Origin of the sequence: Kangiella koreensis DSM 16069, from assembly GCF_000024085.1 — a bacterium.
GTDB classification, from domain to species: domain Bacteria; phylum Pseudomonadota; class Gammaproteobacteria; order Enterobacterales; family Kangiellaceae; genus Kangiella; species Kangiella koreensis.
The window spans coordinates 107,036-133,340 of the sequence record NC_013166.1; the positions used below are offsets into that span (position 1 = coordinate 107,036).

Below are 26,305 nucleotides of genomic sequence, written 5' to 3' on the forward strand. Positions count from 1 at the left end.
ATGAAAATCATTCTACTAGTTACTGCTTTAATACTTTTTACTGGTCAGGTAAATGCACAAAAACTTAGTGAGCAACTAGTCTATGCTGCGATAGACAGAACGGAATTAGAAATAACCTACGATGGACGTTATATTGCGATTGATTATCCAAATGGCGACGTACCTGCAGAGATTGGGGTCTGTACCGATGTGGTGATTCGTTCCTATCGAGAGCTGGGGATTGATTTGCAACAACTAGTTCATGAAGATATGCGCGATAACTTTGAATTGTATCCTTCAAAAAGAATTTGGGGACTAACCTCAACCGATAGAAATATTGATCATCGAAGAGTCCCCAATCTGCAAACATTCTTTAAGCGGCAAGGGGAAAGCTTGAGTATCAGTGAAAACCCCGAACACTATCAGCCCGGAGATATAGTTAGTTGGATGCTGCCGGGTAACTTGCCGCATATTGGCATCGTAACCAATCAAAAGAATCCAGATAACGGTAACCCATTGATTGTGCATAATATTGGCGCAGGTCCTAAGCTTGAAGATATGTTATTTGACTATGATATAACAGGTCATTACCGCTATTTCCCGCAAACACAAGAATAAGCCTTAATAAGCTTTAGTATTCCATCAGAAAGGGCTAATCTATAGCCATTAAACTCGATAAAACTATTTGATCTGTAAGTGAGCAGAATTATGTCTACAAAACCTGATATTGTGATTTCTTCGCTGGATGTGGAAAGGCTGGAAAAACTGTTGGAAACACTACCACACGATGCGGTGGGAAAAGAAGAGTTGGAAATTGAATTAGAAAGAGCAGAAATCGTAGAGCCTAAAGAGGTTCCCGCGAATGTGGTGACCATGAACTCAACAGTGCGTTTTAAAGTGGCTTCGTCAAAAGAAGAGTTTGAATATACTTTGGTGTATCCAAAGGATGCGGACGGAAGTAACAACAAGATTTCAATTCTCGCTCCAGTAGGTAGCGCTATGCTAGGTTTGAAAGAAGGCGATGAGATCGAGTGGCCGAAGCCGGGTGGCGGCGTATTAAAAGTACATATTGATAAAGTTGTTTACCAGCCTGAAAGGGAAGGACTGTATTATCGATAATCGATAAAAAGTGATTATGAGCTAGAGTAAAGAAAACGAAATAAGGAGTCAGTTATGTCGAATGAAGGTTATCACGAACCGTATGAAGAATTATCCGATGAAACGAAAGATATGCACCGTGCGATTATTTCGTTGATGGAAGAACTCGAAGCGGTCGATTGGTATAACCAGCGTATTGATTGCTGCAAAGATAATGATCTGAGAAAGATCCTGCGTCATAACCGCGATGAAGAAAAAGAACATGCGGCCATGGTTCTCGAATGGATTCGTCGTCGCGATCCAAAATTTGATCAGCAACTTAAAGATTATTTATTTACTGAAGATGAAATTGGTCATTAATATAATCTTAAGTGAGCGTAGCCGAGAAGGAACAGCTGTGACTTCGTGGTAATAACTTAGAAGGCAGATCTTTGTCACAACAAAAAACACGCAATGAAATACATTGGCTGACGGGGCAGTTTCGTGACCGTAGTAATGAGTCGAAATACCGCGATTATATTGAGAAAAGCGTACGCTTCGAATCTCGCTTTGCGTTGATTGTAGTAGCGGTGATATTTGGGATGTTTGGGATAACCGACTACAACCTGTTGGGGTTAACTCGCGACTATTATCTATTGTTAACCATGCGCATTATAGTAGTGAGCTCATGTTTGATTTTAGCATTTATCATTGGGCGTAGTGGCGGTTATGCTCGAAACGTTTGGTTGCATGCTTTGCCACTGTGGATAGTAGCGACCGGTATTGTTTTAATTGTTCCCTTACGCCCAGAAAGTCTCTCCACCCAGGTCACAGCAATCGTGGTGGCGATAATGGCATTTTACCTACTCATTCCCAATTTGCTTACTGTGGCAGCGTTAGCCAGCTTATATTTAAGTATCAGCTTTTTATCAGCAGCAGTGGCTTTTGCAGAATTGTCACCCGTAGCTACGGTAACTATAGGGCTCTTGATAATGGTGGCGAATATTGTGGGTTACACCGCTTTGTTGAGGATAGAGTTTCTGCAACGTAAGCAATTTGCGCTACTTAACGAGGAGCGTGAACAAAACAGACATCTGGAAAAAGAAATAACGCATCGAAAGTCCTTGGAAGAACGATTACGTACGGCTGCTGAAAGTGATGCGCTGACAGGCGTCGACAGCCGAGGCCATTTTATGCAGCGGGCCGAAGCACTCTTGCAACGTTCGCGATTCGAAAAAGCACCTTTCTGTTTATTCATGATCGATGTCGATTATTTTAAGCGTGTTAACGACACCTGGGGTCACACCTGCGGCGATCAGATATTGAGCAAAATCGCCGAAGTTTGCCAGCATTCGCTTCGCCCAAACGATATTATCGGACGCTTCGGCGGCGAAGAATTTGTGGTGGGTTTGCCGAATACAAATACCAGTGAAGCAAAGGCCGTGGCAGATCGATTAAAGGACAATGTCGCGGCACTGACACTGGACGGTGAAATGAGCGAACTAAGACTAAGCGTCACCATTGGAATAGCAGTCGCCGATACCGAAGATGATGATCTCGATGTTCTCATTACGCGAGCGGATAACATGCTCTATGTGGGTAAGCGCGAAGGTAGAAATCGGGTGGTGATTTAGATTTAAAAATGTGATTATTCACTCGTTATAAACCTGAATACGTACTTTAAAAACTCAATTCAAAAGACTGTCGGGTTTGCCCGATAATAATGTTATCGAAAAAGGAAAATCATGAAAATATTAAGTTTATTAATGACGATCGCTATTCTTCTATCTGGGTGTGCAACTGGGCCGTATGCAATTATTGATGGAAGTCAAAGTAAAATTACAGCTAAAAATAGCTATGATGTAATTATTACAGGTATTAATGGGAAAATGTATTTTAATGGACAAAAGATTAAGAATATTGATGTAGGGCCTCATTATGTTCAGCTTACTTCAACTAAAGCTGGAAGTAGAGGAGATATATCTTACCAATCTTGGTACTTTAATGCAGAACCGTGTAAAAGGTATGTGGTTGTTGCAAATCATGATAAAGATAAACAATTTAGTAATAATTACTGGGAAGTGGAACTTCTGAGGGTTGAATCGATAGGAGGCTGTAAAGTATCCGAGGATGACAAAGAAGAATCACACGAATAAAGCTAAAATTTTTATTACGATAGAGTGAATAGCACAATATATAGCATTCAAAGGAGTGCTATTGACTTTGAAGTTTGTGAGTTAAAAAAGTAGCCTTGATTAGTGTTGGGTAATCGAGGTTACAGGTTATGTAGAGTGCGCTTTTTAGTTCTGTATATAGGATGGGTTAGCATTTATGTGTGACCCATCACTAACGTCATTGATGGGTTACGGCTAGCGCCGGGTCTGCCACCTTGGGTATAACCCATCCTATAAAGTGAAGGAAAAATATGACTGTTGAGATGCATGTGGTGGATGCGTTCACTGAGCAATTGTTTGGGGGAAATCCTGCGGCGGTTATTATGACCGAGGAATGGTTGGATGATTCTTTAATGCAATCGATTGCTACTGAGAACAATCTTTCCGAGACGGCTTTCCTTAAGCCTGTTGAACATAACCATTATCAAATCCGTTGGTTTTCTCCTTTAACTGAAATTGATTTTTGTGGCCATGCGACGATGGCTTCTGCTTTTGTGGTGTTCTTGAATAATCCTTCGTTATCGGAAGTTAAGTTTAGTGCGCCTGCGGTAGGTGAGCTGATTGTGACTAAGCAGGCGGATGGTGTGATTGATATGAGTTTTCCGAATCGAAAGCCGGAGCCGGTCGGCGATGTACCGCAGGCTTTGTTGGATGGATTGTCAAAAGAACCGCGACAAGTGTTACGTAATGAACAGGCTTATTTTGCGATTTACGATGGTGAAGAATCTGTCAGAGCGATTGAGTACGATAGTGAGAAGTTGAAGTTGTTGGCGCCGTTTGATGTGGTAGTGTCGTCGCCAGGTAAAGATTATGATTTTGTGTCACGTTATTTCTGGCCAGCAAATGGGGGTGATGAAGATCCGGTGACGGGTTCGATTCATGCCGGACTTGCGCCTTATTGGGGTGAAAAAATGAGTAAGCAGGAGCTGGTTGCTTTTCAGGCTTCGCAACGCGGTGGTGTGGTGCATTGCCGTTTAGCAGACAATAGAGTGCATGTGGCGGGGAAAGCGGTTTTGTACTTGAAGGGTGAAATCGTTATTTAGGTTAGGTTCAGAAACCCGAGCGTATGCTAAATTCGGTCAGTTCATCATGAACAGGCTTAAAAACAAGACAAAGGAGTACGTTATGAAAACAATTAATAAAGTAACCGGGGTAATTTTTGGAGTTAGCTTGTTGTTGGCAAGTGGTACGATTGTTGCCAATGACAAAAAAGTTGAAATCGAAAGCGAAGCTAATGCTCGCGGTATCGAAAAGTCAGACATAAAGCGTGGTATGCAAGTTGAGAAGCAGCAAGATGCACAAGATGGTGGACCTAAGCGTGCGGGAGATCCAATTCCAGGTATCGATATTACGGTCAATCAGGGCCATAGCGTGTGTCAGTCCGGCTCGGATGACTGTAATGTTGGCAACGCATCAGCGGAGCATGTGATACAGCAAAAAGGTGGCGTTAAGTTGAAAGGCGGTAAGACATTAGCCGAAACCGTTAAGTCCGTCGATAAGGGCGATGATGTTAAGCATATCGATGAAGACAGCGATGATGATGGTCTCCCTGAGCAGTAACAACCAGTAGAAAAAATATCACTATGAAGTACTTATTATTTCTTGGTACTGTTCGTGACAGTACACCTCCGAAACCTGCGCGACTTGGTCTTCGAGTCGTCAGGGCTTGCCTCAATCATCTGCAAGAGTTTCAGTCGGAACATGAAGTCGAGTTGATTGATCCCATGGATTACGATTTAAGTGCGCCTTTTAAACCGCACTTTTCTTACGCAAAAGGTCAGGCACCGAAATCTCTTGATGAGTTAGCCGAAAAAATCAAACAGGCCGATGCCTATATTATGGTGAGCCCTGAATACAATCACACCATGAGTCCCGCCTTATCTCATCTGTTGAATCACTTTGGTAGTTCGCAGTTTTCCTACAAGCCCAGTGTGATCGTGACTTATTCCGCTGGCCAGTGGGGCGGCGTTCGAGCGGCTATGTCAATGCGGGGCATTTTGTCGGAATTGGGTTGTTTGCCAGTGTCCGCCATGACCAATATTCCCAAAGCGCAGGAAGTCTTTACTGAGGATGGTGATTTTGAGGAAGGGGAGAATGTAGAAAGGTGGAATACATATCTGGCGCGAGGTTTTTTACAGCTGGAATGGTGGGCGCAGGCGACTAAACAGCACAGAGCAGAAATTGACCCGGATAAAGTGATTCAGGCTTTTAAAAAGGATCCATCACAACGAAATGCACCTGAAAAGAGTTAAGCTACAAAAGAGTGCATGAAAAATGAACAATCTAATGATATAACTAATGTCAGGGTAGATAGAATCGAAAAAAAGGGAAAAAATGATAACCAATAGGGATTCGATTACGAATAAAAACTATTTGTAAGCAATGGGGGCCCTATGGCAAATCCGGGTAAACGGACACTTCTATTACTGACGAGTATCTGTCTGTTGATACTTGTTATCGCATCACCGAAAGTAAAAGCAGAAACCTATCAGGACATCATTCAAGATATTGGGCAGACTGGCCGCGTATCACCTAAAGCCGTGCTCGATCGACTAGAGTGGGCTGATGCAATCCCGGATGAGCGCTCATCGATGGACGACAGAGCGAACTATTACCTGTGGCTTGGAAAGTTTGCTGCATTATCTCGCGACTACGACAAAGCAGACCTTGCGCTAAAACAGTTAGCCAGCCTGACTGAGACATTTGATTGCAATGTGTGTGGGGAAAACCGTTATATCGTTGAGGCTTATATAGCGGCAAGACAGAATAATGTGTCGGCCCTGGAAGCGCTCCTTAAAGAGATAGAGGCGTCGAATGACGAGCCTCTAAAAAAATTACAATCACTTGAGTTGCATGCCTTTCTCTATAATGCAAAATCAATGATCCCTGAAATTATTGAAACTGCATTCGAAGCTGCTGAACTTTCTGAGCAACTCAATCGTCCTTCCGACCACATCAGGGCACTCAATTATATTGTATTAGCCAATATTCATCGCCGCGATCTGGAGCGGGCAATGATTTTGGCAACAGAAGCTTATGAAAAAGCAAAAAAGTTAAATGATGTTGAGCAAATGGTGAATACACGCGGTAATCAGGGCTGGATATATTCATTACAGGGAGATTATGAGAAGCAGGCTGACTGCTTGCGCGATACCATAGCCATAACCGACCAATATCCAGATATGGAAGTGGCGGCAATGACCAATCGGATCAATCTATCGCATAACTTAATTGAGCGGAAATTGTATCAAGAAGCAATTGATGTTGCGGATGAAGCTGTAAGCAGGGCAGAGACATTAAAGCATCCGGTTGGGCGCGCGGTGGCGATACATAACCGGGCAATTGGCGTCGCTTATGTTGAGGATAGAGAGCAAGGAATTAAGGAGTTACAAGCAGCGATACAGTTAGCGGAATCGGAAGGCGCAAAGAGTTATGCCTTGGATATGTATCGTTCCTTGGCACAGTTGTATGAAGAGTTTGAGGAACACCAAAATGCGGTTACGGCTTATAAGAAAATTATTGAATTGGAATCTGAGCTGATAAAGTCAGAACGTGAAGATGCGGTGCAGGCTCTGCAAGAGCAATATGAAACGGAAAAAAAGAATCGTGAGATTGAGCGTTTATCATTAGAAAAAGTAGCTGCTGACGCAGAGATTGCAGAAAAAGAAGCCCGACAAAAACTGTGGATTGCATTAGCCATTGTATTTTTACTGATAGCGGTCATTCTCATTCAGTGGTTGAGGACCAGTCGTAAGCGCAATAAAGATTTAGCCGATGACAATGTGCAATTAACAAAACAAACCGATCGTGATCCCTTAACAGGAGCCTATAACCGCCGCTTCCTGCAAAAGACAATGCAAGAACTTCATCAGAAATTAAAGAATCTAGATCGACCAGGTCGAGCCGATGACGTCATGGGAATCATTCTTCTAGATGTGGACTTCTTTAAAAATGTGAACGATACCTATGGTCATGCAGTTGGCGATGCAGTGCTGGTTGAGATAACAAAGCGATTTAGAAAGTTATTGCGCGAGCGGGATATGGTGGTGCGTTGGGGTGGTGAAGAGTTTGTGCTGCTTCTACCTAATGTCAATGGTGCTTTATGTAACGTTGCAGATCGGGCTATTAATAAAATTGGTAACGAAACCTTTAACTTTGAAGGGCAGCAGTTGCGAATTACCATTTCTGCAGGTTGCGTAACCTGGCCAGCTTTTGAGGAACAGAGTTGGGAAGAGGCGCTGCATTTGGCCGATATGGCTGCTTATCTTTCAAAATCTGGCGGACGAAATCGTGCTACCTGTATTACTAAAATCAATCAAGATTCGGACAAAAAGGAATTGGCTAAGGATTTATTGGAAGCCGAAAAGAAGAGTTGGATAGAGCTCACCAGAATAGCTGGACCGCGAGCTGAGTAAAATAACATCATGGAAAGATCAACCAATACGATTGCCTGGCATGCTTTGGATACCGAAACAGTGCTCAATAAGCAAGACTCAAGCCCGCAAGGTTTGAGTGCCCAGCAAATTGTAGAGCGACAAAAAAAATATGGTGCCAACCGTTTGCCTCAACCAGCTCGCCGCAGTTGGCTGCTCCGTTTTATTCTGCAATTTCAAAATACACTCATCTATGTCCTGATCATCTCAGCTGCGATAACCGCTTTGCTAAATCATTGGGTTGATACCTCGGTGATTGTTGCTGTGGTATTGATTAATGCCATAGTGGGAATTCTGCAGGAAGGCAAAGCAGAACGCGCATTAGATGCAATAAAGAAAATGTTAGCGTTAAAAGCGGCTGTACTCAGAAATGGTCAGCGAATAACTCTTGATGCAGAAGCCTTAGTGCCAGGCGATATCGTTATTCTAGAAGCTGGTGATAAAGTGCCGGCAGATCTTAGATTGTTTAATGCTCATAACTTGAATATTCAAGAGGCTATTCTAACCGGTGAGTCATTAGCGGTAGAAAAACAAATAGAGGCTGTTGAGAACAGTGCGGCACTTGGCGATAGAAGCTGTATGGCTTTTAGTGGCACAACGGTTACTAGCGGGCAGGGAAAAGGAGTTGTTGTTGGTATCGGTGTTGAAACACAAATTGGACGAATCAGTGGCTTGCTGTCAGAAGTTAAAACCTTAACCACGCCTTTGGTTGAACAAATGGATACTTTTGCTAAGTGGTTAAGCGTGGTGATTGTCGTCTTCGCAGCTTTCGTCTTTGCTGTCGGCTATTGGTTACTCCAATATGAGTTTAGTGAATTGTTCATGGCGGTCGTGGGTTTGACCGTTGCTGCGATACCTGAGGGGCTACCGGCAGTACTGACAATCTCTCTAGCAGTCGGTGTTCAGGCAATGGCGAAACGTCATGCGATAGTAAGACAATTACCTGCCATAGAAACTCTTGGTTCCATTTCGGTTATTTGTACGGATAAAACGGGGACACTTACCCGCAATGAGATGAGCGTGGTAGCACTGGCAACTTATGGAAAAGACTATGAAGTCAGTGGTGAAGGTTATGCGCCAATTGGAATCATCAGCAATGAAAAGCAGCCAGTTGAACAGAAGTCGGAAGAAGTTTTAAGACTGATGGGGCTGGTGGCGCTGCTCTGTAATGACTCGCAACTAAAAAAAGAAGCTAACGAATGGGGGGTTGAGGGTGATCCGATGGAAGGGGCATTATTAACTTTTGCAGGGAAGATTGGCCTTGAATTAGACAGTGATAAAAAAGAATGGGCACGAACTGATCTGATTCCCTTTGATGCCAGTCATCGTTATATGGCTACCTTAAATCATGAGCATCAGGGTAATGCAGCTATATACGTGAAGGGAGCTCCGGAAAAGCTGATAGAACTGTGTACCAGGCAGCAGATAGACAGCGAGAATACAGCAGAAATTGAACATCAATTTTGGGAGAAAAAAGCAGAAGCTCTAGCCAGTCAGGGACATCGAGTATTGGCATTGGCGACAAAAAAAGTATTAATCGAACATACAGCATTAACCCAGCAGGATGTTGAAACTGATCTAGTTTTATTAGGTTTGGTGGGATTAATGGATCCTCCCCGGAGTGAAGTGATTGATGCAATCAAGGAATGTTATAGCGCTGGAATTGAAGTAAAGATGATTACTGGCGACCATGCGCTGACTGCTTCAGCCATAGGGAAACATATTGGTTTGCACAATACTGATCGAGTGTTGACCGGAGCGGAACTCGATCGACTGGATGAGGCTGAGTTGTTACAGGCAGTCAAAGAGGTCGATATTTTTGCTCGCACCAGCCCTGAGCATAAGCTGAGGTTAGTAAGTGCATTTCAGGCTGGGGGCTTGGTGGTGGCGATGACAGGCGATGGCGTTAATGATGCACCGGCTTTAAAACGTGCGGATGCTGGAATTGCCATGGGCGTTAAGGGTAGTGAGGCAGCTAAAGAAGCATCTTCGTTGGTATTGGCTGATGATAATTTTGTATCTATTGTGGCTGCAGTTAGAGAAGGCCGGACGGTCTATGACAACATTAAAAAAGTCATCAGCTGGTCAATTCCTACCAGTACTGGTGAAGCCTTCACCATTATTATTGCATTGATGCTAAGCATGGCTCTACCTATTACGGCGGTTCAGATATTGTGGGTCAATATGATAACTGCAGTGACGCTTGGCATTGCTTTAGCGTTTGAGCCGACCGAAACCAATACCATGATGCAGCCACCCAGAGTGAGAAATCAGCCATTATTGAGCGGAACCCTAGTCTGGCATATTGTGTTTATCACAGCGCTGTTTGTAGCAGGTGTATTTGGAATATATCGTTATGCGATAGAACAGGGTTACACAATAGAGCTAGCCAGAACCATGGCCATGAATACCTTGGTGGTGATGGAAGTGTTCCATCTGTTCTTCATTCGAAACATGTATGGCACTTCGCTAACCTGGAAAGCGGTAAAGGGAACCAAAATGGTTTGGTATGCCGTGATTCTGGTGATAATCGGTCAGCTAGCAATAACCTACTTACCAATAATGCAGACCATATTTAAGACAGAAGCGGTACCTTTTCAGGATGGAATATTGGTGATCGCTATTGGCGTCGCATTATTTGCGGTGGCAGAAACGGAAAAGCAGTTACGGTTAGTGACAAAAAAGTATCGCAAAGCAAATAAGGCTAAAGCACGCTAATGTGATATAAAGTTAACTATATGAAGATGGTGCCATGCAGGAAATAGAGAAAAGCCGATGAAAACTGAGATTAATGATATCGCAGCAAGAGTTGTCGATTTATTGATGGATGTGGTTTGCGTGGTCGATCTCGAAGGTAATTTTGTCTATATCAGTGCCTCTTGCGAGAAAGTGTTCGGTTATACGCAGGCGGAAATGTTAGGCACTAATATGGTTAATTACGTGCACCCTGAAGATCGGGATAAAACCTTAGCTGTTGCTGGGCAAATCATGCATGGCAAGGAGCAACCTTACTTTGAGAACCGCTACCTCAGGAAAGACGGTACCACTGTCCATATTATGTGGGCAGCGCGATGGTCGGAAAATGATAAAGTCCGGGTGGCTGTTGCAAGAGACATAACGGAGTATAAACGCTACGAGCGTATTCAAAGCTCGATCTATAAGCTCTCACAAGTTGCACATCAAGCAGACGATTTATCAGAGCTATTTCAAAGAGGCCACCATATTATTAGTCAATTAATTGCAGCGGAAAGCTACGTTGTTGCTATATCTCAGCCCGGTAGCAATAGAGCTAAGCTGGCCCATTGTATTGACGGAAAATACCAGCCTAAGGATATCATTAAACTGTCGGACAGAAGTGCGTTAGGGGAAGTGATTCGAAGTGGCAGAGCGCTTTTAGTGAACTCAGTAAAAGAGTTTGCGTTACAGCAAGAAATAGAGGCTGGATGTGAATCACAAGATCAGGGTAATTGGCTGGGAGTGCCTTTAATAACCCAGGACAATATTATTGGGGCTTTAGTAATTCGAACCCATCGAGCAGATGGTTATTCTAGGCATGATGTAAAGTTGATGGAGTTTGTGGCAGAGCAATTTGCTTTGACAATCGAAAGAAAAGAATATGAGCAGAGGCTACACCATATGGCCAGTCATGATTGGTTAACTGGCCTACCAAATCGTCTGCTATTTAATGACCGATTGGATGTGGCTATTAAGCGGGCGAGACGAGTAGAAGAAAAATTAGCGCTGCTTTATATGGATCTGGATGGCTTTAAAGATGTTAATGATTCACTGGGACATGCAAAAGGTGACCTATTACTGAGCAAAGTTGCCAATCGAATTAAGTCCTGTGTGCGTGAGTCCGATACCATAGCAAGAATGGGCGGTGATGAATTTACGGTATTACTTACAGAGATTCACGATCAAGATGCTATTAGCATGGTGCTTGAAAAAATCAAAACCGCGGTGAATAAGCCTTTTGTTCTTGAAGGAAATACAGTCAATATTGGAATCAGTATTGGGGTCGCAGTATTTCCAGAACAGGGGCAGGAAAGAGAACAGTTGTTGCGAGTTGCGGATAATGCAATGTATGACGACAAGTACTTAAAATCAAAAGAAAAGCATAAAATAAATAGCTGAGTTCTAATACCATAGAGTAAGAAATTAACTCTATGTGTGACATAGTATTCGGTCGTAAAAACACTATAGCTGGGGGAAATCATGAGCAAGTTAAAAAAGAGCACAGAGTTGCTTGGGTTGTTTGGTTGGTTGATTGTGGTATTTATCACCGCAACAATTGGCGCCATTGCTTCAGTCGACGCTGGAGAGTTTTACAGTCAATTAGAGAAGCCATCCTGGGCACCTCCGGGTTGGTTATTTGGCCCAGTCTGGACGGTACTTTATGCCTTCATGGGGATTGCCGCCTGGTTGGTTTGGCGTGAGCGATATAATTTAAATGCTTCACTAAAAAGAGTCCATGCAGGCTTAACCGTTTTCCTTATGCAGCTGGTGCTAAATGCTTTGTGGAGTTGGTTGTTCTTTAGCTGGCATCTGGGTGGTTGGGCATTTGTTGATATCGTTGTGTTGTGGATATTTATTGGCTTCACCGTGGTCGGTTTTTTAGGGGTTAATAAATTAGCAGCCTTATTAATCGCACCCTATTTATTATGGGTACTCTTTGCAGCTATCCTGAATTATGCTGTCTGGAAAATGAACCCTGCATTACTCGGCAGTTAAGTGGCGTCTTGTAGATAATATTCTTACAATAAGCGCCATTAGTAATAACCATTATAAGACATGATAGAAGTTATTATTTTGGCGCTTGCCTTAAGTATGGACGCCTTTGCGGTGTCGGTTGGTCTTGGTTCAAAACCTGTTGAAAGTCATAAGAAGCTCGCTATCTGGGCTGCTGTTTACTTTGGTCTGTTTCAGGGTCTGATGCCACTGGTGGGTTATTTAGGCGGCAAGGGCCTGTTGGGCTGGATTGAAGCGTATGCACCTTGGATAGCTTTTCTTCTTTTGCTATTTATTGGCGGAAAGATGATCTTTGAGGCTTTTTCAGAAGGTATCGAAGAAGATATTTCACAAATCACGCAGCGCGTCATGCTGACGCTAGCCATTGCCACCAGTATTGATGCGATGGCAGCCGGGTTTGCCTTGAATCTGTTGCAAGTGAATGCGCTGGTGGCTTGCCTCATCATTGGTCTGGTGACTTTTGTGATGAGTGCCATTGGAGTGTATATCGGCAAGCGTAGCGGCACCTGGCTGGAGAGCAAGGCGGAGTTGCTAGGTGGTGTAGTATTAATACTGATTGGCATCAAGATTGTGTTAGGCTAAGTAGTCCCGATACTCAAAGAATTTATCAATAAGAAAGAAGCCGATGGCACCCAAAATATTTTCGATTAAAGGAATTAAGACATTTATTTTATTGATGCTACTTAGTGGTTTTGCCTTTTCCGTTAAGGCAAGTCAGGTGGTAAGCGAGCCGCAAGCTGTAACCAGCTTTGATTGGCTCTTGTTAAGCATTTATATTTTAATCGCTTTGCTGTTTTCGTTCTTATGTTCAGTCGCGGAAGCAGTTCTATTGAGTATCACTCCCTCCTATATTGAACATCTGCAAGAAAAGAGACCCAAAAAAGCGAAAGTATTACGGACGTTGCGCATTACCAGCGTTGACCGATCCCTTGCTGCCATTTTAACGCTCAATACAATTGCCCATACGGTCGGTGCCATTGCGGCTGGTGCTCAGGCAACGGTAGTGTTTGGCAGTGGCTGGATTGGAATTTTCTCTGCAGTAATGACGCTAGCTATTCTGTTTTTTTCTGAAATTATTCCAAAGACCATTGGCGCTGTTTACTGGAAGCCATTGGCTTCTATTACAGCGGTCTTCGTGCAATGGCTAATCAAGGTTCTCTATCCATTGATATGGGTTTCTGAGGCTATTACCAAGTGGATTTCTCATGGCAAAAAGCAACACATCTTCAGCCGAGATGAGTTCCTGGCAATGGCGGGTTTGGGTGAGCGGACCGGAGATATTGATGAGCATGAGTTTAGAGTGGTGCGTAGCCTATTTCGCTTCAGACAGCTAAGAGCTAAAGACATTATGACGCCTCGAACAGTGATGGTTTCGCTACCGGCCAACGCTAAGGTTGAGGAAGTGTTCCAGCAGGTGTTGAATATTCGGTTTTCGCGAATTCCGATATATAGTGAAGATAATGATGATATCACTGACTTCGTCCTGAAAGATGATGTGCTGATGACCCAGGCTAAAGACCATGGTGCTCGAACTCTGGCTCATCTCAAGCGTAAATTAATGTGTGTGCTTGCTGAAATGCCATTACCTGACCTAATGGAAGTGTTGTTGAATGAGCGTCAGCATATAGCTCTGGTGGTGGACGAGTATGGGCAAACCTCGGGTTTGGTGACACTTGAAGATCTGGTTGAGACGTTACTGGGCTTAGAAATAATGGATGAAATGGACGAAGTAAAGGACATGCAATTGTTGGCTCGACAACAGTGGCGTAAGAGAGCGGAAAAACGTGGCCTAATCATAGATAATGACTCTGAAAGCCAATAAAATAAGTCAAAACTGACAAAATTTGTCAGCGGCTTAAGTCATATATGACTTGTTGATTGCAATTTGTTTATGAAATATTTCAAATCAGTAGTGGGATAGGTTATGAACTAACCTATTGTTTAATCAGGGAAAAAAGGAAAAATACAACAAAACCTGTCAAAACATATCAAAAGTTGTAAAAAATATTGACACTGTGACCTAGTGCTCATTATTTATATTTGTTAAAGTGATTGCAGGTCAACATGAAAAAGGCTTCAGCTATGGCAAGACGCTACGGTAATGTTCGTGTGGCCGTCTCGATTGTAGATAGTGAAAGGAAGCCAATGCCCCAAACGAGGCGCCCAATAACATTGAAATATCTAATCTCTCCTTTATTCGTAGGAGCTCTCATTTATTGGTTGAGCCTTTCAGCCTATGCAATGAATTCTGTGCCTGGCATTAAAGGTACTTTTGACGATCAACATGACAATGAGTCTGTGGTGGGTGTACAGCCAAAAGAACTGACTGCGGAACAAAAAGTATTTGATGAACTATTGTATAAAATTGATAGTGGACAAATAGAGCTAGTCACCCAACAAGATTTTGATAAGCAATTGGAAAAGCTGGAACAGCTGATCCCTGATGGGGATGAAGATAGACGTTTAACCTATGTCTATTACCAATGTCTTTTGAGTAGTATTTATGATCCACAGCGAGGGACACAAATAGCAAACGACATGATCAGTAGTGCCAAAGGGCGAGATGAGCGGTTAGAAGAAGGCATCCTCTATTTATGTTTAGCTAATTATGAAGATAGGACTGGCAATACTCCGGAAGCACTATTGAATATCGAGAAGGCTATTGATATTGGCAAAGAAGTGAATGACAAGATTTTGATGGCTGACGGTTATGTAAGCCGTTGTGGTATTCGTTCTTTACTCGGTGAGAATGACTTTGCTTTAAAGGACTGTATTCAGGCGGAAGAATTATATCGAGAGGAAGGAGTGCTGGAAGCGTCCGATGGACTGATTTTTGATATAGGTATAATTTTCAGACGATTAGGTTTTTTAGAGCGAGCTGAAAAGTATTTCAATCGATCAGAGGAAGTTGCCAAGAAGGATAACTTGGGCTTTGGATTAATTCGTGTGTATTTGCAGCAGGGATTTATGGAAGAGCAGCGAAATAATCCTGGGAAAGCTATTGAGAAGTACCTTGCGGCTTTAAAGGTTGCGGAAGGAAAGGGAATCATTACTGAAATGGTCCCAATCCGAATTGCTTTAGCTGGCGGTTATAACCTTGATGGTCAATATGGTAAGGCCATGCAAGAATTGAAGCTCGCTGAAGAAGCTAGACAGAAGATGGGCAACAGTGGCTATGACGGTATGGCTTCGATGTATTATGGCGTCGCCTTTAGTAATCTGGAACAGCCTGAGCAAGCGGAAGAATTTTTTGTTAACGCGGAGCAACTGATGCTAGCGAATAACAATAAGCGTTATTTGGCTCTGTTATATGAGGGTTGGGCTAAAAGCTATGAGCGAGTGGGTAATAGTGCAAAGGCATTGGAAAAGTATGAAAAATATATGGCGTTGCAGAAAGAGCTCGATAGACAGCGCTCGGATCAACAAACTCAAGTGCTCCGCTTTGAGTATGATAGTGAAAAAACAGAAATTGAAAACGAGCGCTTGCAGCAGGAGCAGAAGTTAAAGGATGAGCAACTAGAATCTTTACAAGCTGCAAGAAAGTGGCAAATTTTGGCTATTATTCTAGGTAGCGTCTTAACGGTTGTTCTGATTTGGTTCTCATTAAGACAGGTAGCGAATTCTCGTAAGTTTAGATTGTTGGCGCATACCGATAGTTTAACTGGTCTTGCAAATCGTAGGCAGATTGAGCGTGCATTAAAAAGAGAAATGGAGTCCTCCAATCAAAGCGGAAAGCCATTAAGCATATTAATGTATGACATTGATCACTTTAAAGTTGTTAATGACATTCATGGTCACTCGGTGGGTGATGTGGTGCTGACCAATCTATCAAACTTTAGTAAAGAACTACTGCGTGATAATGATGTGTTAGGTAGAACTGGTGGTGAGGAATTCCTGGCAGTGTTGCCTAATGCCAATTTGGATCAAGCCATTCAGGTAGCTAAGCGTTTGCAGCAAGAAGTTGACCTCAAGCAATATACAGAGATCGAAAGCGAGTTAAATGCGACCATTAGTGTTGGCGTTACAGAATATAAGCAAGGCGAACACATGGATGAATTTTTAAGACGTGTCGATGAAGCTTTGTACCAAGCGAAAGAAAATGGCCGTAACAGAGTAGAGTATGTGATTTAAAAAAAGGGCTAAAGAGTTAGCCCTTCATTAATTCGATACCAGCCTGTAAGACTAAAGCGTGACTTATTAGCTGGTAACACTTCATGCGGAAATACTTCACTTAAAAATACTACTAAAGTACCAAAACTTGGTACTACAGTTTCTATCGGTGTTTTTGAGCGCTTACGGTAAATCAATAACTCACCACCATCTTCAGGATTCCACTGTGGATTCAAATAAAGCACTGTCGTCAAACGACGATTGGTGCCACCCCGAAAGGCATCCAGATGGCGCTTGTAGAAAGCCCCCTCCTGATAGTGTGCGAACATACACTCGTAATCAAACAAACCCAGAAACAAATGACGGTTTAAGCGTAATCGCAACTCTTCTATCCAGGCGAAATAATCCTGGGCAAAAATTTGATGTAGTTCGAGCCATTGGATTTGGTCAGTACGTACAAATTCGTTGGTGTGGAAATCCTGCTCACGTCCAATGCCAGCCTGATCGAACTGATGTGGGTTGCTGTCAATTAAGCCACTGAATAAATGATTTAGGACGTCTAGAGGTAATGCATTCGGCAGAACGATATAACCCTGCTCAGTAATAGCATCACAGATACGAGTAAAGATATCGTCATCGAAGTAACCAGTAGAACTCGAAGAAACAGATGTTAGGGCGTGGCTCAATGTCGTAAACCGAAAAGTTATATGCGCGTTTTATACTCCAAAAATGAGATTTTGTGAACAAAATTTACACACTGTGGGCAATAGGATTAGGCCAGTCGCAATTCTGCTATAGCTGATTTAGACTAGTCACTATCGATGAATAGATGTGAGTACACCCTTAATGATATACAAGCAGAATGTAGCAGAAGTGATTGGTCATACCGATTTACTGAGGATACCATCCCTTTCACAGCTAACGGATTGCGAGATTCTGGTGAAGTGCGAGTTTCAGAATCCCGGTGGCTCAATCAAGGACCGGGCTGCTTTGCAGATGGTGCAGGATGCCATTGCAAGAGGTGAACTCAAACCCGGCATGACTATTGTAGAAGGCACAGCCGGAAATACCGGTATTGGCTTGGCGGTGGTGGCCAAAGCTTTGGGCTTTAAGATGCTGACTGTTATGCCAAAGGGGCAAACACCGGAAAAAGAAAAGATGATTGCTCTGCATGGCTCAGAATTAATGTTGGTGGATCCTTGCCCCTTTGCCAACCCGAACCATTTTTATCACACAGCCAAGCGCCTTGGCGAAGAGAACGACAGCTACTGGTGGGCCAACCAGTTTGAGAATATCAGTAATGCCAAAGCTCATTACGAACACACTGGACCAGAAATTTGGCAGCAAACTGACGGTAATGTAGACGCTTTAGTATCGGTGTCGGGAACTGGTGGCACTATTGGTGGTTGTTCGCGTTTTTTAAAAGAGCAAAATGAGGATGTGCAGGTATGGTCAATCGATCCGGATGGATCTGGAATTTATCACTACCTCAAAACTGGTGAATACAAAGCCCAGGGGAGCTCGTTTACCGAGGGGATTGGCATTATGCGTACGGTAGCCAATTTTGCACAGGCCAGAATTGATAAAGGCATAACCTTACCGGATGATGATTTAGTCACCGTTTCGCGCGCAGTAAGAAATGCAGATGGTTTGGTTCTGGGCAGTAGCACGGCATTAAATATTGCCGGTGCACTCTTTGCCGCAGCCAAATCTGGCCCCGGAAAAACCATTGTCACCTTTGCGTGCGATGCGGGGGAACGCTCTTATTCAAAGTTATGGAATCCGGAGTTTCTGGCCGAAAAAGGCATACAGGAAGACAGAGAAACCATAGAGCAGATGTTCAACCGTTATAAGACAATGGATGACAGCGTTATAGTGAACGTTACTGGCAAGGATTAATGATGGATAAGAAACCACATTTGAAATTACTGGATGCACAGTTTGATGTGCATCGACTGTTATCAATGACGGATTTGGAGGACTTACAAGGAAGTTGGTTTTTGTCCTCAACCGATGAAGAATTATCACTGGTTTGTGAGGCGATAAACCGTGATTTGCTAAAAGACACTGTGCAGAAAAGTGAGCTGGGTTGGCGGGCAATAAAAGTCGCAGGACCGCTCGACTTTAACCTGACAGGAATTATAGCTGGAATAAGCCAGGTATTGGCAGAAGCAGAAATCCCGATCTTTGTCGTCTCCACCTTTGATACCGACTATGTTCTGGTAAAGGAAAGAAAACTTGCTGAAGCCTTGGTTGTGTTGAAGAAAGCCGGTTATGTGTTTGTTTAAATTGATGAAGTTGCAATGGATGGCTGATTATAGCTGAAATTGCAAACCGGTCGGCAGAATGGAAAAGTGGCGAGAATGGGCGAATTAAAGCAATGATAAGTGCATGTTAAGTGAAGTTGCCAACATTTCTCTACAAATCAAACGTTAATCCCATTTTGTCACCAAACTGAACAAAAAAATAAAAATTAATAAAATAATAATACTAATAATATCAACAGGTTATATAAAAAAAAGATATAAATGAAGCTGCCTGTTGAAAGTTTGTTCGATTAGGTTCAAAAAAGCTTCTGCAATAATATTAATGATTTCAATGCGTTATGAATATAACTGAAATTAATTGAAAGCACCGATCTATCGTCAATTCCTATCACTCAAAGTAACAATTTGAAATATCAGTCTTTGCTAATCTGTATTTGTGCAGCGACAAAGTGTCGTTGTCTTAAAAAGATTTCAGACGAGGAATTAGTGATGAACAACGAAGACGATAAAAAAACTGAAGGCACTGGTGAAAGTAAACCAGAGCAAGGTGGCGAACACAAAGAGCGAGTCTACGAAGGCGAAGCTGAAGTATTAGGTACTGAGGACATTCGTGGTGAAGAAAAGACCTGGTCTATGTTTGCTCACTTGGCGGCCTTTGTTGCTATGGTTCCGTTGGTGCCGGTTATAGGCATGGTGCTCGGCCCTTTAGTGGTCTGGTTATTGAAGAAAGACGATATGCCGCTCGTTGCAGAAAATGGTAAGCGTGCTTTGAACTTTAATATCACCATGTTTATTGCTTACTGTGCAGCATTAATCCTATGCATCATCTTAATTGGTATTCCGATTTTGTTTGGATTAATCATATTCCACTTCATTGTGACCATATTGGCGGCAATCAAAGCCAGCGAAGGTGGTGTCTATGAGTACCCATTCTCAATGAAGTTGATTCAATAAGTATTAGCTTAGGACATTAAAAAAGAATACTAATAATAAGGAAGTGACTCTCCACGCGGGGCAGCGGTTGACTCTCTCAAGCTGCATCGCCCCATTCTCCCCAGCGGCAATCGAAAGATGCCGCTTTTTTTGTATCTCTGGTAATAGTGCCTATTCATTTTAAAAACAAGGTGTGTATAATTTGTAGCAACTCTCGGGGTGCGCTTGGGATTAAGACTTCCGCCAATGGGCTGTCTTGAATCAAGAGCTGAGATGCATTTGCAAACCCGTATAACCTGATCCGACTCGCATCGGCGTAGGGAAGAGTAATGTCACAAGCTGACGATCTCACCATATAAAGCTCTGTTCTCATTACTTCTTTGCGCCTTGCCTGTTATCTTTTGGAGGCTATTGTGGCAAAGAATGATCCCATCGATTTAAATAAACATAAAATAACTCGCGAACCTTTACCTAAATCACAAAAAATTTATGTGCCTGGACATCTGCATGAAGATATTCGCGTACCGATGCGCGAAATTAGTCTGACCAATGGTGAAAAAGTCACGCTATATGATACCTCTGGTCCTTACACCGATCTGAGCATTGAAATTGATGTGCGCAAAGGTTTGCAGGAAGTACGTCGTAACTGGGTGGTTGGTCGTGGTGATGTGGAAGAATATCAAGGACGTGCAGTTAAGCCGATTGATAATGGCTATGAAGATGGCGATAAAGCCTTTGTCACCCATAATCCTGAGCTGCAACGCAAACCACTCCGTGCCAAAGTCGGCAACAATGTCACCCAGCTACACTATGCACGCCAGGGAATTGTTACGCCAGAAATGGAGTATGTAGCAATCCGTGAAAATCAAAAACGTGCAGCGTTATCTGAGGAAAAGGCTAATAGCGAAAGAGAAGAGCGATTAAAAGGTGAGTCGTTCGGTGCCAATCTTCCGCCAGCAATCACACCAGAATTCGTGCGAGATGAAATTGCAGCCGGGCGTGCGATTATACCGGCCAATATTAATCACACTGAATTAGAGCCGATGATCATTGGCCGCAATTTCTTGGTTAAGATCAATGCAAACATTGGTAACTCTGCCGTAACATCCAGCATCGAAGAAGAAGTTGAAAAACTGGTGTGGTCGACGCGATGGGGTGGTGATACGGTCATGGATTTGTCGACCGGAAAAAATATCCATGCCACACGTGATTATATTTTGCGAAATTCTCCGGTACCAATTGGTACTGTACCGATTTATCAGGCTCTGGAAAAAGTCGGTGGCGTCGCGGAAGATCTGACATGGGAAGTATTCAGGGATACATTGATTGAACAGGCTGAGCAAGGGGTGGATTACTTTACCATTCATGCTGGCGTTTTACTGCGCTATGTGCCCTTAACTGCTGACCGAGTAACCGGTATCGTGTCACGCGGTGGCTCCATTATGGCTAAATGGTGTATTGCGCATCATAAAGAGAACTTCCTCTATACCCACTTTGAAGAGATCTGCAAAATCATGAAAGCTTACGATGTAAGCTTCTCGCTGGGAGATGGCCTACGTCCGGGTTCATTGGCGGATGCCAATGATGCGGCGCAATTTGGTGAGTTGGAAACATTAGGTGAATTGACCAAGATTGCCTGGGAACATGATGTGCAGGTCATGATAGAAGGCCCGGGTCACGTGCCGATGCACATGATCAAAGAAAATATGGATAAGCAGTTGAAAGAATGTCACGAAGCACCTTTCTATACGCTTGGTCCATTGACTACCGATATCGCACCGGGTTACGACCATATTACTTCCGGCATTGGTGCCGCAATGATTGGTTGGTACGGTTGTGCCATGCTGTGTTACGTGACGCCCAAAGAGCATTTGGGTTTGCCAAATCGTGATGATGTTAAAACCGGAATCATCACCTATAAATTAGCCGCGCATGCAGCAGACATCGCAAAAGGACATCCAGGCGCACGCTACCGCGATGATCAATTATCACAAGCGCGATTTGAATTCCGCTGGGAAGACCAATTCAACTTAGGACTTGATCCGGATACAGCGCGAGAATTCCATGATGAAACATTACCGAAAGATTCCGCAAAAGTGGCACACTTCTGTTCCATGTGTGGACCAAAATTCTGTTCCATGAAAATTTCACAGGATGTTCGTGACTATGCTGAGGAGAAGAAAAAAATAGAGCAAGGTATGGCAGAAAAGTCAGCGGAATTTAAAAATCAGGGCGCAGAAATTTATGTTGAGGTTAAATAGCCTCGGCTAATAGACACGGCTAGTAAACACAAGAATGAGCAACTGTATGAAGATCGGAATTGTTGGTGCAGGCATTGCAGGTCGCCTGTTGGCCTGGCAAATGGTCAAAAAAGGCTATCAGGTGACACTGTTTGATAAGAATGCATTCAATAGTGAAGCAGCGTGTTCGTTTGCTGCGGCGGGAATTTTGTCACCGTTGGCAGAATTGGAAATGGCCGAGCCCACGATCTTTGAACTGGGTGAGCGCTCTATACAACTCTATCCGGAACTGATCAAAGAACTGGATCAGCCTGTGTTCTATCGACAAATAGGATCATTAGTAACGGCTCATAGCTCTGATAAAATTGAGCTCAATCATTTTCATCGTATGCTCAAACACAAGCTGGCCGATTGCGATGATTATGTGCAGAATATTTCAGTAGCCGATAAAGAACCAGAATTGGCACATATGGGCGATGGCCTATGGCTGACTAATGAAGGGCAGCTGGATACCATTGGCTTGCTTAATGCTCTGCAACAGGTTTTGCTGAAAAAAGATGTCGAGTGGAAAGAGCAGGTTGAGGTTCAAGCGATAGAGCCAGGACAAATCAAAACCAATGCAGAAACATATAGTTTTGATTGGGTATTTGACTGTCGAGGGGTAGGTTCTAAAAATGAATTGCCCTTAAGGGGCGTGCGGGGAGAATTACTCTGGTTGCAGGCACGGGATGTAAAAATTGATCACTTAACCAGATTGATGCATCCACGCTATCGGATTTATATAGTTCCACGGCCCAATGATATTTACTTATTAGGTGCAACGGAAATCGAAAGCGAAGATTATAGTTCAGTGTCAGTTCGCTCATCACTGGAACTGTTATCCGCAGCCTACAGTTTGCATAAATCATTTGGTGAAGCACGCATTATCAAACAGGTTGTCAACTGCCGTCCGGCGTTGCCCGATAACCTGCCAACAATAGAACTGGAAGATGGGGTTGGTAGAATTAATGGTTTATACCGACATGGTATTCTGTTGGCACCAGCAGTCGTTAAACAAATGATGATAAAGTTTGACCAGGCCATAAGCTCACAGAAAGAGGGTGACAATGCAGTTAATAGTTAATGATGAAACCATGGAAGCACCAGAGAAAATGACGGTCTTGGATTTTATACAATGGTTTAAGCAGGAAGGGAACTTTGCGATAGCAGTGAATATGGAGTTTATACCAAGATCTTTGTATGGCGAGACGATGTTGAAAGAGGGTGACAGGATAGAAGTAGTTTTGCCGATGCAAGGCGGTTAAATCGCCTAATCGTTGCTGGGGCAATTTACAAATTGTAATAATGTTTCGCTTTATAGCGAGTTACTTTTCTTGTGTGGCCAAGAAAAGTAACCAAAAGAAGGCCACCCCGATATTGGGGTCATAAAGATGACTTCCTTCGTAGTCCTCAAGTCACTTAACGCACCATGAAATACAGTCCATCCATGGCCTGAATTTCATTATTCGAATCATCCAAGATTCGAATTGCTATGACATTCGGACTACTCAGCCCAATATAAGGGGATTAATGGTGCTACTCTGATGCATCGACAGGTTAGTCAAGAAAAGCGAATACGTAGATAAGTAGGGTGCGTCGTGACGCACCGCTCTTTGCACAATAAAACAACCTAACTAAAAACTTATGTTAAAAATCGGTGGTAAAGAAATTAACAGCAGATTATTTGTCGGTACGGCTTTATATCCATCGCCGCAAATCATGCTGGATTCAATTAAGGCTTCTGAGGCGGATATCGTCACTGTGTCTGTTCGACGTCAGGGTTTGGGTGGTGAGAATTTCTGGAAGCAATTACAGCAGTTGGATTGTCATTGGTTGCCGAACACGGCGGGTTGTCATTCGGCAAAAGAAGCGATTACTACTGCGGAAATGGCTCGCGAGCTTTTTCAAACTGATTGGGTTAAATTGGAAGTGATTGGTGATGAATACAATCTACAGCCGGATCCCTTTCAATTAGTTGAAGCGACAAAGGAATTGGTTAAACGTGGTTTTGAAGTGTTTCCCTACTGCACGGATGATTTAGTTTTGTGTCAGCGTTTGTTGGACGCGGGCTGTAATACTTTAATGCCGTGGGGCGCGCCGATTGGAACCGGTCGAGGCTTGACCGATCCTTATGCACTGCAGACTTTGCGCAAGCGTTTGCCTGATGTACCGATGGTGATTGATGCGGGCTTAGGGCTTCCATCTCATGCCACGCAAGCAATGGAGATGGGCTTTGATGCCGTACTTTTGAATACCGCAATTGCACAGGCTGAGAATCCAGTATTAATGGCGACGGCATTTAAAGATGCGGTGAGCGCAGGTCGAAATGCTTATCAAGCTGGTGCAATGCCACAACGTGATTTAGCAAAACCGAGCACACCTGTGTTGGGTAAACCCTTCTGGCAGCAGGAATCATGAAGGTTACAGGCAAACCAGTTGTCTGGAGTTACGCTGGGCTCGATAACTCAGGTATGGCAGGACAAGTCGCGGATATAAGAACAATAGAAGCATTAGGTGCTCACGCTTGTTGTGTAACGACAGCTTTGACTGCGCAAAACAGTCAACGTGTGGTGGCGATTAATCCGTCTGCAAAAGAACAACTTCAGTCACAGCTCGAAGCCCTGCAAGAATTAGGCCAGCCCAATGCTATTAAAGTCGGCCTGTTACCAAGTGAAGAATCGATTCAATTATTAATAACTTATCTAGAAAAAGCATCAAATCCCATCCAGTTAGTTTTCGATCCAGTGATAGAAAGCTCGTCTGGTACACAATTTATGCCTGACGAAGTATTAGAGCAGCTGGAAAAGTTATTGCCGCTGGTGACCGTGTTTACCCCTAATATTGATGAGTTGGCAAGAATAACAGGGCAGAAGATTCAGTCTATAGACGATATAGAAAGTCAGGCAAAGAAACTATTAGAGTCAGGCACGAGTGCGGTATTGGTTAAAGGCGGCCATTGGCCTTCAGAACAGGCATCGGATTTTTTCGTTAATAGGCAGCATCAGTTTTGGTTACACAGTGACAGACAAGAAACAGATAACACTCGGGGTACAGGTTGCGTTTTGTCATCAGCCATAGCCACAGCCTTAGCCTTGGATTATTCGGTGGAAGATGCTGTAGTAATTGGCAAGATGGTGTTGAACCAGGGATTAAGACACAGTTATGGCATTAGGGATCAAAAAGGCCCGTTAGCGGTTCAATCGTGGCCGGGCGATGAACGGGACATGCCTCGATTAACCAAGCAGTATGCATTGAATGAGCATTGTTTCCCTTGTCTTAAAAATCAGGCATTAGATTTATACCCTGTGGTGGATAGTGCCAAATGGTTAGAGCGATTACTACCATTGGGCATACCGACCATTCAACTTCGAGTTAAAGATTTAAAAAATAAAGAATTAGAAAATGAGATCGTGGCAGCGATAAAAATTGCAAAGCAAAACGATGCAAAGTTGTTTATTAATGACTATTGGCAGCTAGCAATAAAACATGGCGCTTTTGGTGTGCATTTGGGACAGGAAGATCTGGATGATGCGGATATCGCAGCAATCAGTAAAGCTGGCCTGCATCTAGGCATTAGTACCCACTGTTTTTATGAAGTGGCTCGCGCGCATGCGATACAGCCCAGTTATTTGGCGTGCGGCCCTGTCTATCATACCGACAGTAAGCAGATGCCCTGGATACCCCACGGTATTGAGAGTTTAGGTTACTGGAACAACGTAATGCAGAGTTATCCATGGGTTGCCATTGGGGGCATCAATGCTGATAGAATTGCAGAAGTAGCAAGCACAGGAGTGTCGGGTATTGCGATGATTTCAGCAATTACTCGGTCTCATAATCCTGAGCAGACCGCTACCAATATGATGCAACTGATTGAACAACACAGGCCTTTAGTATGAGTACGTTCGAATGGCAAGAATCTGACCAGGTGCAGTTGATAAGCCCAGAACAATTAAAACAATGGGCAAGTCAGCAGGACGCGCCCTTAGTGATCGATGTTAGAAATGAGGATGAACATAAGACTGATAAGCAACAGTTAAAGTTTGTCATAGATGAGAGCTTAAAAAATATTCCGATAACGGAGTTTGGCAGCCATATCAATCAGCTCGATCCAGACCAGCCAATAGTACTTGTTTGTCAGGTTGGGCAGAAGAGTTTTAATGCTGCGAGCCTTTTAATACAAGCTGATTTTTCCTGTGTCTACAGTTTGCATGGTGGTATGGAAGCTTTGAAACGAAGTGAAGAGTGATAACAGACTGTAACATTCTGCTACAGTGTTGTATCTTGGGACGCGTTATAATTTTACT

At 43.3% G+C, this 26,305-nt stretch carries 25 protein-coding genes and 1 riboswitch; of the genes, 24 read left to right on the plus strand and 1 reads right to left on the minus strand.

Annotated features, from left to right (window positions below; translation table 11 throughout):
- From KKOR_RS00515 to KKOR_RS00585, 15 genes are all read left to right on the plus strand, one after another.
- The gene (locus KKOR_RS00515; RefSeq protein WP_012800043.1) at positions 1 to 597 is read left to right on the plus strand and encodes a DUF1287 domain-containing protein; all 597 of its coding nucleotides are present in this window, start codon (positions 1 to 3) and stop codon (positions 595 to 597) included.
- A 90-nt stretch (positions 598 to 687) separates the two neighbouring features.
- Positions 688 to 1,098: a nucleoside diphosphate kinase regulator gene (gene rnk, locus KKOR_RS00520; RefSeq protein ID WP_012800044.1), complete on the plus strand. Its 411-nt coding sequence runs from the start codon at positions 688 to 690 to the stop codon at positions 1,096 to 1,098.
- Positions 1,099 to 1,152: 54 nt separating this feature from the next.
- A complete protein-coding gene (locus tag KKOR_RS00525; RefSeq protein WP_012800045.1) occupies positions 1,153 to 1,437 on the plus strand; it encodes an encapsulin-associated ferritin-like protein in 285 nt (94 codons plus the stop codon).
- Positions 1,438 to 1,508: 71 nt separating this feature from the next.
- Positions 1,509 to 2,690, plus strand: a complete 1,182-nt coding sequence (locus tag KKOR_RS00530; RefSeq protein ID WP_012800046.1) for a GGDEF domain-containing protein — start codon at positions 1,509 to 1,511, stop codon at positions 2,688 to 2,690.
- Between the two features lie 111 nt (positions 2,691 to 2,801).
- Complete coding sequence (locus tag KKOR_RS00535; protein ID WP_012800047.1) at positions 2,802 to 3,212, plus strand: hypothetical protein; 411 nt, start codon at positions 2,802 to 2,804, stop codon at positions 3,210 to 3,212.
- 269 nt (positions 3,213 to 3,481) lie between these two features.
- Positions 3,482 to 4,273, plus strand: coding sequence for a PhzF family phenazine biosynthesis protein (locus tag KKOR_RS00540; protein WP_012800048.1), 792 nt, complete (start codon positions 3,482 to 3,484; stop codon positions 4,271 to 4,273).
- Positions 4,274 to 4,355: 82 nt separating this feature from the next.
- Entirely contained in the window at positions 4,356 to 4,790 is a 435-nt protein-coding gene (locus KKOR_RS00545; protein WP_012800049.1) for a hypothetical protein, read from the plus strand.
- Between the two features lie 23 nt (positions 4,791 to 4,813).
- Complete coding sequence (locus tag KKOR_RS00550) at positions 4,814 to 5,482, plus strand: NADPH-dependent FMN reductase (protein ID WP_012800050.1); 669 nt, start codon at positions 4,814 to 4,816, stop codon at positions 5,480 to 5,482.
- 141 nt (positions 5,483 to 5,623) lie between these two features.
- Complete coding sequence (locus tag KKOR_RS13300; protein ID WP_012800051.1) at positions 5,624 to 7,645, plus strand: GGDEF domain-containing protein; 2,022 nt, start codon at positions 5,624 to 5,626, stop codon at positions 7,643 to 7,645.
- A gap of 9 nt (positions 7,646 to 7,654) precedes the next feature.
- Entirely contained in the window at positions 7,655 to 10,381 is a 2,727-nt protein-coding gene (locus KKOR_RS00560) for an HAD-IC family P-type ATPase (protein ID WP_012800052.1), read from the plus strand.
- A 57-nt stretch (positions 10,382 to 10,438) separates the two neighbouring features.
- Complete coding sequence (locus KKOR_RS00565; RefSeq protein WP_012800053.1) at positions 10,439 to 11,797, plus strand: GGDEF domain-containing protein; 1,359 nt, start codon at positions 10,439 to 10,441, stop codon at positions 11,795 to 11,797.
- Between the two features lie 78 nt (positions 11,798 to 11,875).
- Complete coding sequence (locus tag KKOR_RS00570) at positions 11,876 to 12,394, plus strand: TspO/MBR family protein (protein WP_187287330.1); 519 nt, start codon at positions 11,876 to 11,878, stop codon at positions 12,392 to 12,394.
- Positions 12,395 to 12,454: 60 nt separating this feature from the next.
- Positions 12,455 to 12,994 carry a manganese efflux pump MntP gene (locus KKOR_RS00575; RefSeq protein WP_012800055.1) on the plus strand — a complete coding sequence of 180 codons (540 nt, stop codon included), beginning with the start codon at positions 12,455 to 12,457 and terminating at the stop codon, positions 12,992 to 12,994.
- A 43-nt stretch (positions 12,995 to 13,037) separates the two neighbouring features.
- Positions 13,038 to 14,234 (plus strand): hemolysin family protein, encoded by a 1,197-nt coding sequence (locus KKOR_RS00580; protein WP_012800056.1) that lies wholly within the window; start codon positions 13,038 to 13,040, stop codon positions 14,232 to 14,234.
- Between the two features lie 242 nt (positions 14,235 to 14,476).
- Positions 14,477 to 16,543, plus strand: coding sequence for a tetratricopeptide repeat-containing diguanylate cyclase (locus KKOR_RS00585; RefSeq protein WP_012800057.1), 2,067 nt, complete (start codon positions 14,477 to 14,479; stop codon positions 16,541 to 16,543).
- 8 nt (positions 16,544 to 16,551) lie between these two features.
- Here KKOR_RS00585 and KKOR_RS00590 read toward each other — a convergent pair whose 3' ends face one another.
- Positions 16,552 to 17,208, minus strand: a complete 657-nt coding sequence (locus KKOR_RS00590; RefSeq protein WP_012800058.1) for a 2OG-Fe(II) oxygenase — start codon at positions 17,206 to 17,208, stop codon at positions 16,552 to 16,554.
- A 160-nt stretch (positions 17,209 to 17,368) separates the two neighbouring features.
- On the opposite strand from KKOR_RS00590, the gene KKOR_RS00595 reads away from it, so the two are divergent.
- The 9 genes from KKOR_RS00595 (at position 17,369) to KKOR_RS00635 (ending at position 26,247) form a co-directional block, all read left to right on the plus strand.
- Positions 17,369 to 18,421, plus strand: coding sequence for a cysteine synthase A (locus KKOR_RS00595; protein WP_012800059.1), 1,053 nt, complete (start codon positions 17,369 to 17,371; stop codon positions 18,419 to 18,421).
- A 2-nt stretch (positions 18,422 to 18,423) separates the two neighbouring features.
- Positions 18,424 to 18,810 carry an ACT domain-containing protein gene (locus KKOR_RS00600; protein ID WP_012800060.1) on the plus strand — a complete coding sequence of 129 codons (387 nt, stop codon included), beginning with the start codon at positions 18,424 to 18,426 and terminating at the stop codon, positions 18,808 to 18,810.
- A 468-nt stretch (positions 18,811 to 19,278) separates the two neighbouring features.
- Positions 19,279 to 19,743 carry a DUF4870 domain-containing protein gene (locus tag KKOR_RS00605; RefSeq protein ID WP_012800061.1) on the plus strand — a complete coding sequence of 155 codons (465 nt, stop codon included), beginning with the start codon at positions 19,279 to 19,281 and terminating at the stop codon, positions 19,741 to 19,743.
- Between the two features lie 184 nt (positions 19,744 to 19,927).
- Positions 19,928 to 20,062: riboswitch (TPP riboswitch) on the plus strand.
- Between the two features lie 73 nt (positions 20,063 to 20,135).
- Positions 20,136 to 21,983 carry a phosphomethylpyrimidine synthase ThiC gene (gene thiC / locus KKOR_RS00610; RefSeq protein ID WP_012800062.1) on the plus strand — a complete coding sequence of 616 codons (1,848 nt, stop codon included), beginning with the start codon at positions 20,136 to 20,138 and terminating at the stop codon, positions 21,981 to 21,983.
- 46 nt (positions 21,984 to 22,029) lie between these two features.
- A complete protein-coding gene (locus KKOR_RS00615) occupies positions 22,030 to 23,085 on the plus strand; it encodes an FAD-dependent oxidoreductase (RefSeq protein ID WP_012800063.1) in 1,056 nt (351 codons plus the stop codon).
- On the plus strand, positions 23,069 to 23,266 hold the full coding sequence (gene thiS / locus KKOR_RS00620; RefSeq protein ID WP_012800064.1) for a sulfur carrier protein ThiS: 198 nt from the start codon (positions 23,069 to 23,071) through the stop codon (positions 23,264 to 23,266). Before KKOR_RS00615 ends, thiS begins: the two co-directional genes overlap by 17 nt.
- 379 nt (positions 23,267 to 23,645) lie before the next feature.
- Positions 23,646 to 24,419 (plus strand): thiazole synthase, encoded by a 774-nt coding sequence (locus KKOR_RS00625; protein ID WP_012800065.1) that lies wholly within the window; start codon positions 23,646 to 23,648, stop codon positions 24,417 to 24,419.
- Positions 24,416 to 25,897 (plus strand): thiamine phosphate synthase, encoded by a 1,482-nt coding sequence (gene thiE / locus KKOR_RS00630; protein ID WP_012800066.1) that lies wholly within the window; start codon positions 24,416 to 24,418, stop codon positions 25,895 to 25,897. Before KKOR_RS00625 ends, thiE begins: the two co-directional genes overlap by 4 nt.
- Positions 25,894 to 26,247 (plus strand): rhodanese-like domain-containing protein, encoded by a 354-nt coding sequence (locus tag KKOR_RS00635; protein ID WP_012800067.1) that lies wholly within the window; start codon positions 25,894 to 25,896, stop codon positions 26,245 to 26,247. Before thiE ends, KKOR_RS00635 begins: the two co-directional genes overlap by 4 nt.
- Positions 26,248 to 26,305 lie beyond the last annotated feature (58 nt).

Bases quoted from the DNA above. Each gene is read 5' to 3' on its own strand.
- KKOR_RS00515 (WP_012800043.1), top strand. From the start codon at position 1: ATGAAAATCATTCTACTAGTTACTGCTTTAATACTTTTTACTGGTCAG.
- rnk (WP_012800044.1), top strand. From the start codon at position 688: ATGTCTACAAAACCTGATATTGTGATTTCTTCGCTGGATGTGGAAAGG.
- KKOR_RS00525 (WP_012800045.1), top strand. From the start codon at position 1,153: ATGTCGAATGAAGGTTATCACGAACCGTATGAAGAATTATCCGATGAA.
- KKOR_RS00535 (WP_012800047.1), top strand. From the start codon at position 2,802: ATGAAAATATTAAGTTTATTAATGACGATCGCTATTCTTCTATCTGGG.
- KKOR_RS00540 (WP_012800048.1), top strand. From the start codon at position 3,482: ATGACTGTTGAGATGCATGTGGTGGATGCGTTCACTGAGCAATTGTTT.
- KKOR_RS00545 (WP_012800049.1), top strand. From the start codon at position 4,356: ATGAAAACAATTAATAAAGTAACCGGGGTAATTTTTGGAGTTAGCTTG.
- KKOR_RS00550 (WP_012800050.1), top strand. From the start codon at position 4,814: ATGAAGTACTTATTATTTCTTGGTACTGTTCGTGACAGTACACCTCCG.
- KKOR_RS13300 (WP_012800051.1), top strand. From the start codon at position 5,624: ATGGCAAATCCGGGTAAACGGACACTTCTATTACTGACGAGTATCTGT.
- KKOR_RS00560 (WP_012800052.1), top strand. From the start codon at position 7,655: ATGGAAAGATCAACCAATACGATTGCCTGGCATGCTTTGGATACCGAA.
- KKOR_RS00565 (WP_012800053.1), top strand. From the start codon at position 10,439: ATGAAAACTGAGATTAATGATATCGCAGCAAGAGTTGTCGATTTATTG.
- KKOR_RS00575 (WP_012800055.1), top strand. From the start codon at position 12,455: ATGATAGAAGTTATTATTTTGGCGCTTGCCTTAAGTATGGACGCCTTT.
- KKOR_RS00580 (WP_012800056.1), top strand. From the start codon at position 13,038: ATGGCACCCAAAATATTTTCGATTAAAGGAATTAAGACATTTATTTTA.
- KKOR_RS00585 (WP_012800057.1), top strand. From the start codon at position 14,477: ATGAAAAAGGCTTCAGCTATGGCAAGACGCTACGGTAATGTTCGTGTG.
- KKOR_RS00595 (WP_012800059.1), top strand. From the start codon at position 17,369: ATGATATACAAGCAGAATGTAGCAGAAGTGATTGGTCATACCGATTTA.
- KKOR_RS00600 (WP_012800060.1), top strand. From the start codon at position 18,424: ATGGATAAGAAACCACATTTGAAATTACTGGATGCACAGTTTGATGTG.
- KKOR_RS00605 (WP_012800061.1), top strand. From the start codon at position 19,279: ATGAACAACGAAGACGATAAAAAAACTGAAGGCACTGGTGAAAGTAAA.
- KKOR_RS00615 (WP_012800063.1), top strand. From the start codon at position 22,030: ATGAAGATCGGAATTGTTGGTGCAGGCATTGCAGGTCGCCTGTTGGCC.
- thiS (WP_012800064.1), top strand. From the start codon at position 23,069: ATGCAGTTAATAGTTAATGATGAAACCATGGAAGCACCAGAGAAAATG.
- KKOR_RS00625 (WP_012800065.1), top strand. From the start codon at position 23,646: ATGTTAAAAATCGGTGGTAAAGAAATTAACAGCAGATTATTTGTCGGT.
- thiE (WP_012800066.1), top strand. From the start codon at position 24,416: ATGAAGGTTACAGGCAAACCAGTTGTCTGGAGTTACGCTGGGCTCGAT.
- KKOR_RS00635 (WP_012800067.1), top strand. From the start codon at position 25,894: ATGAGTACGTTCGAATGGCAAGAATCTGACCAGGTGCAGTTGATAAGC.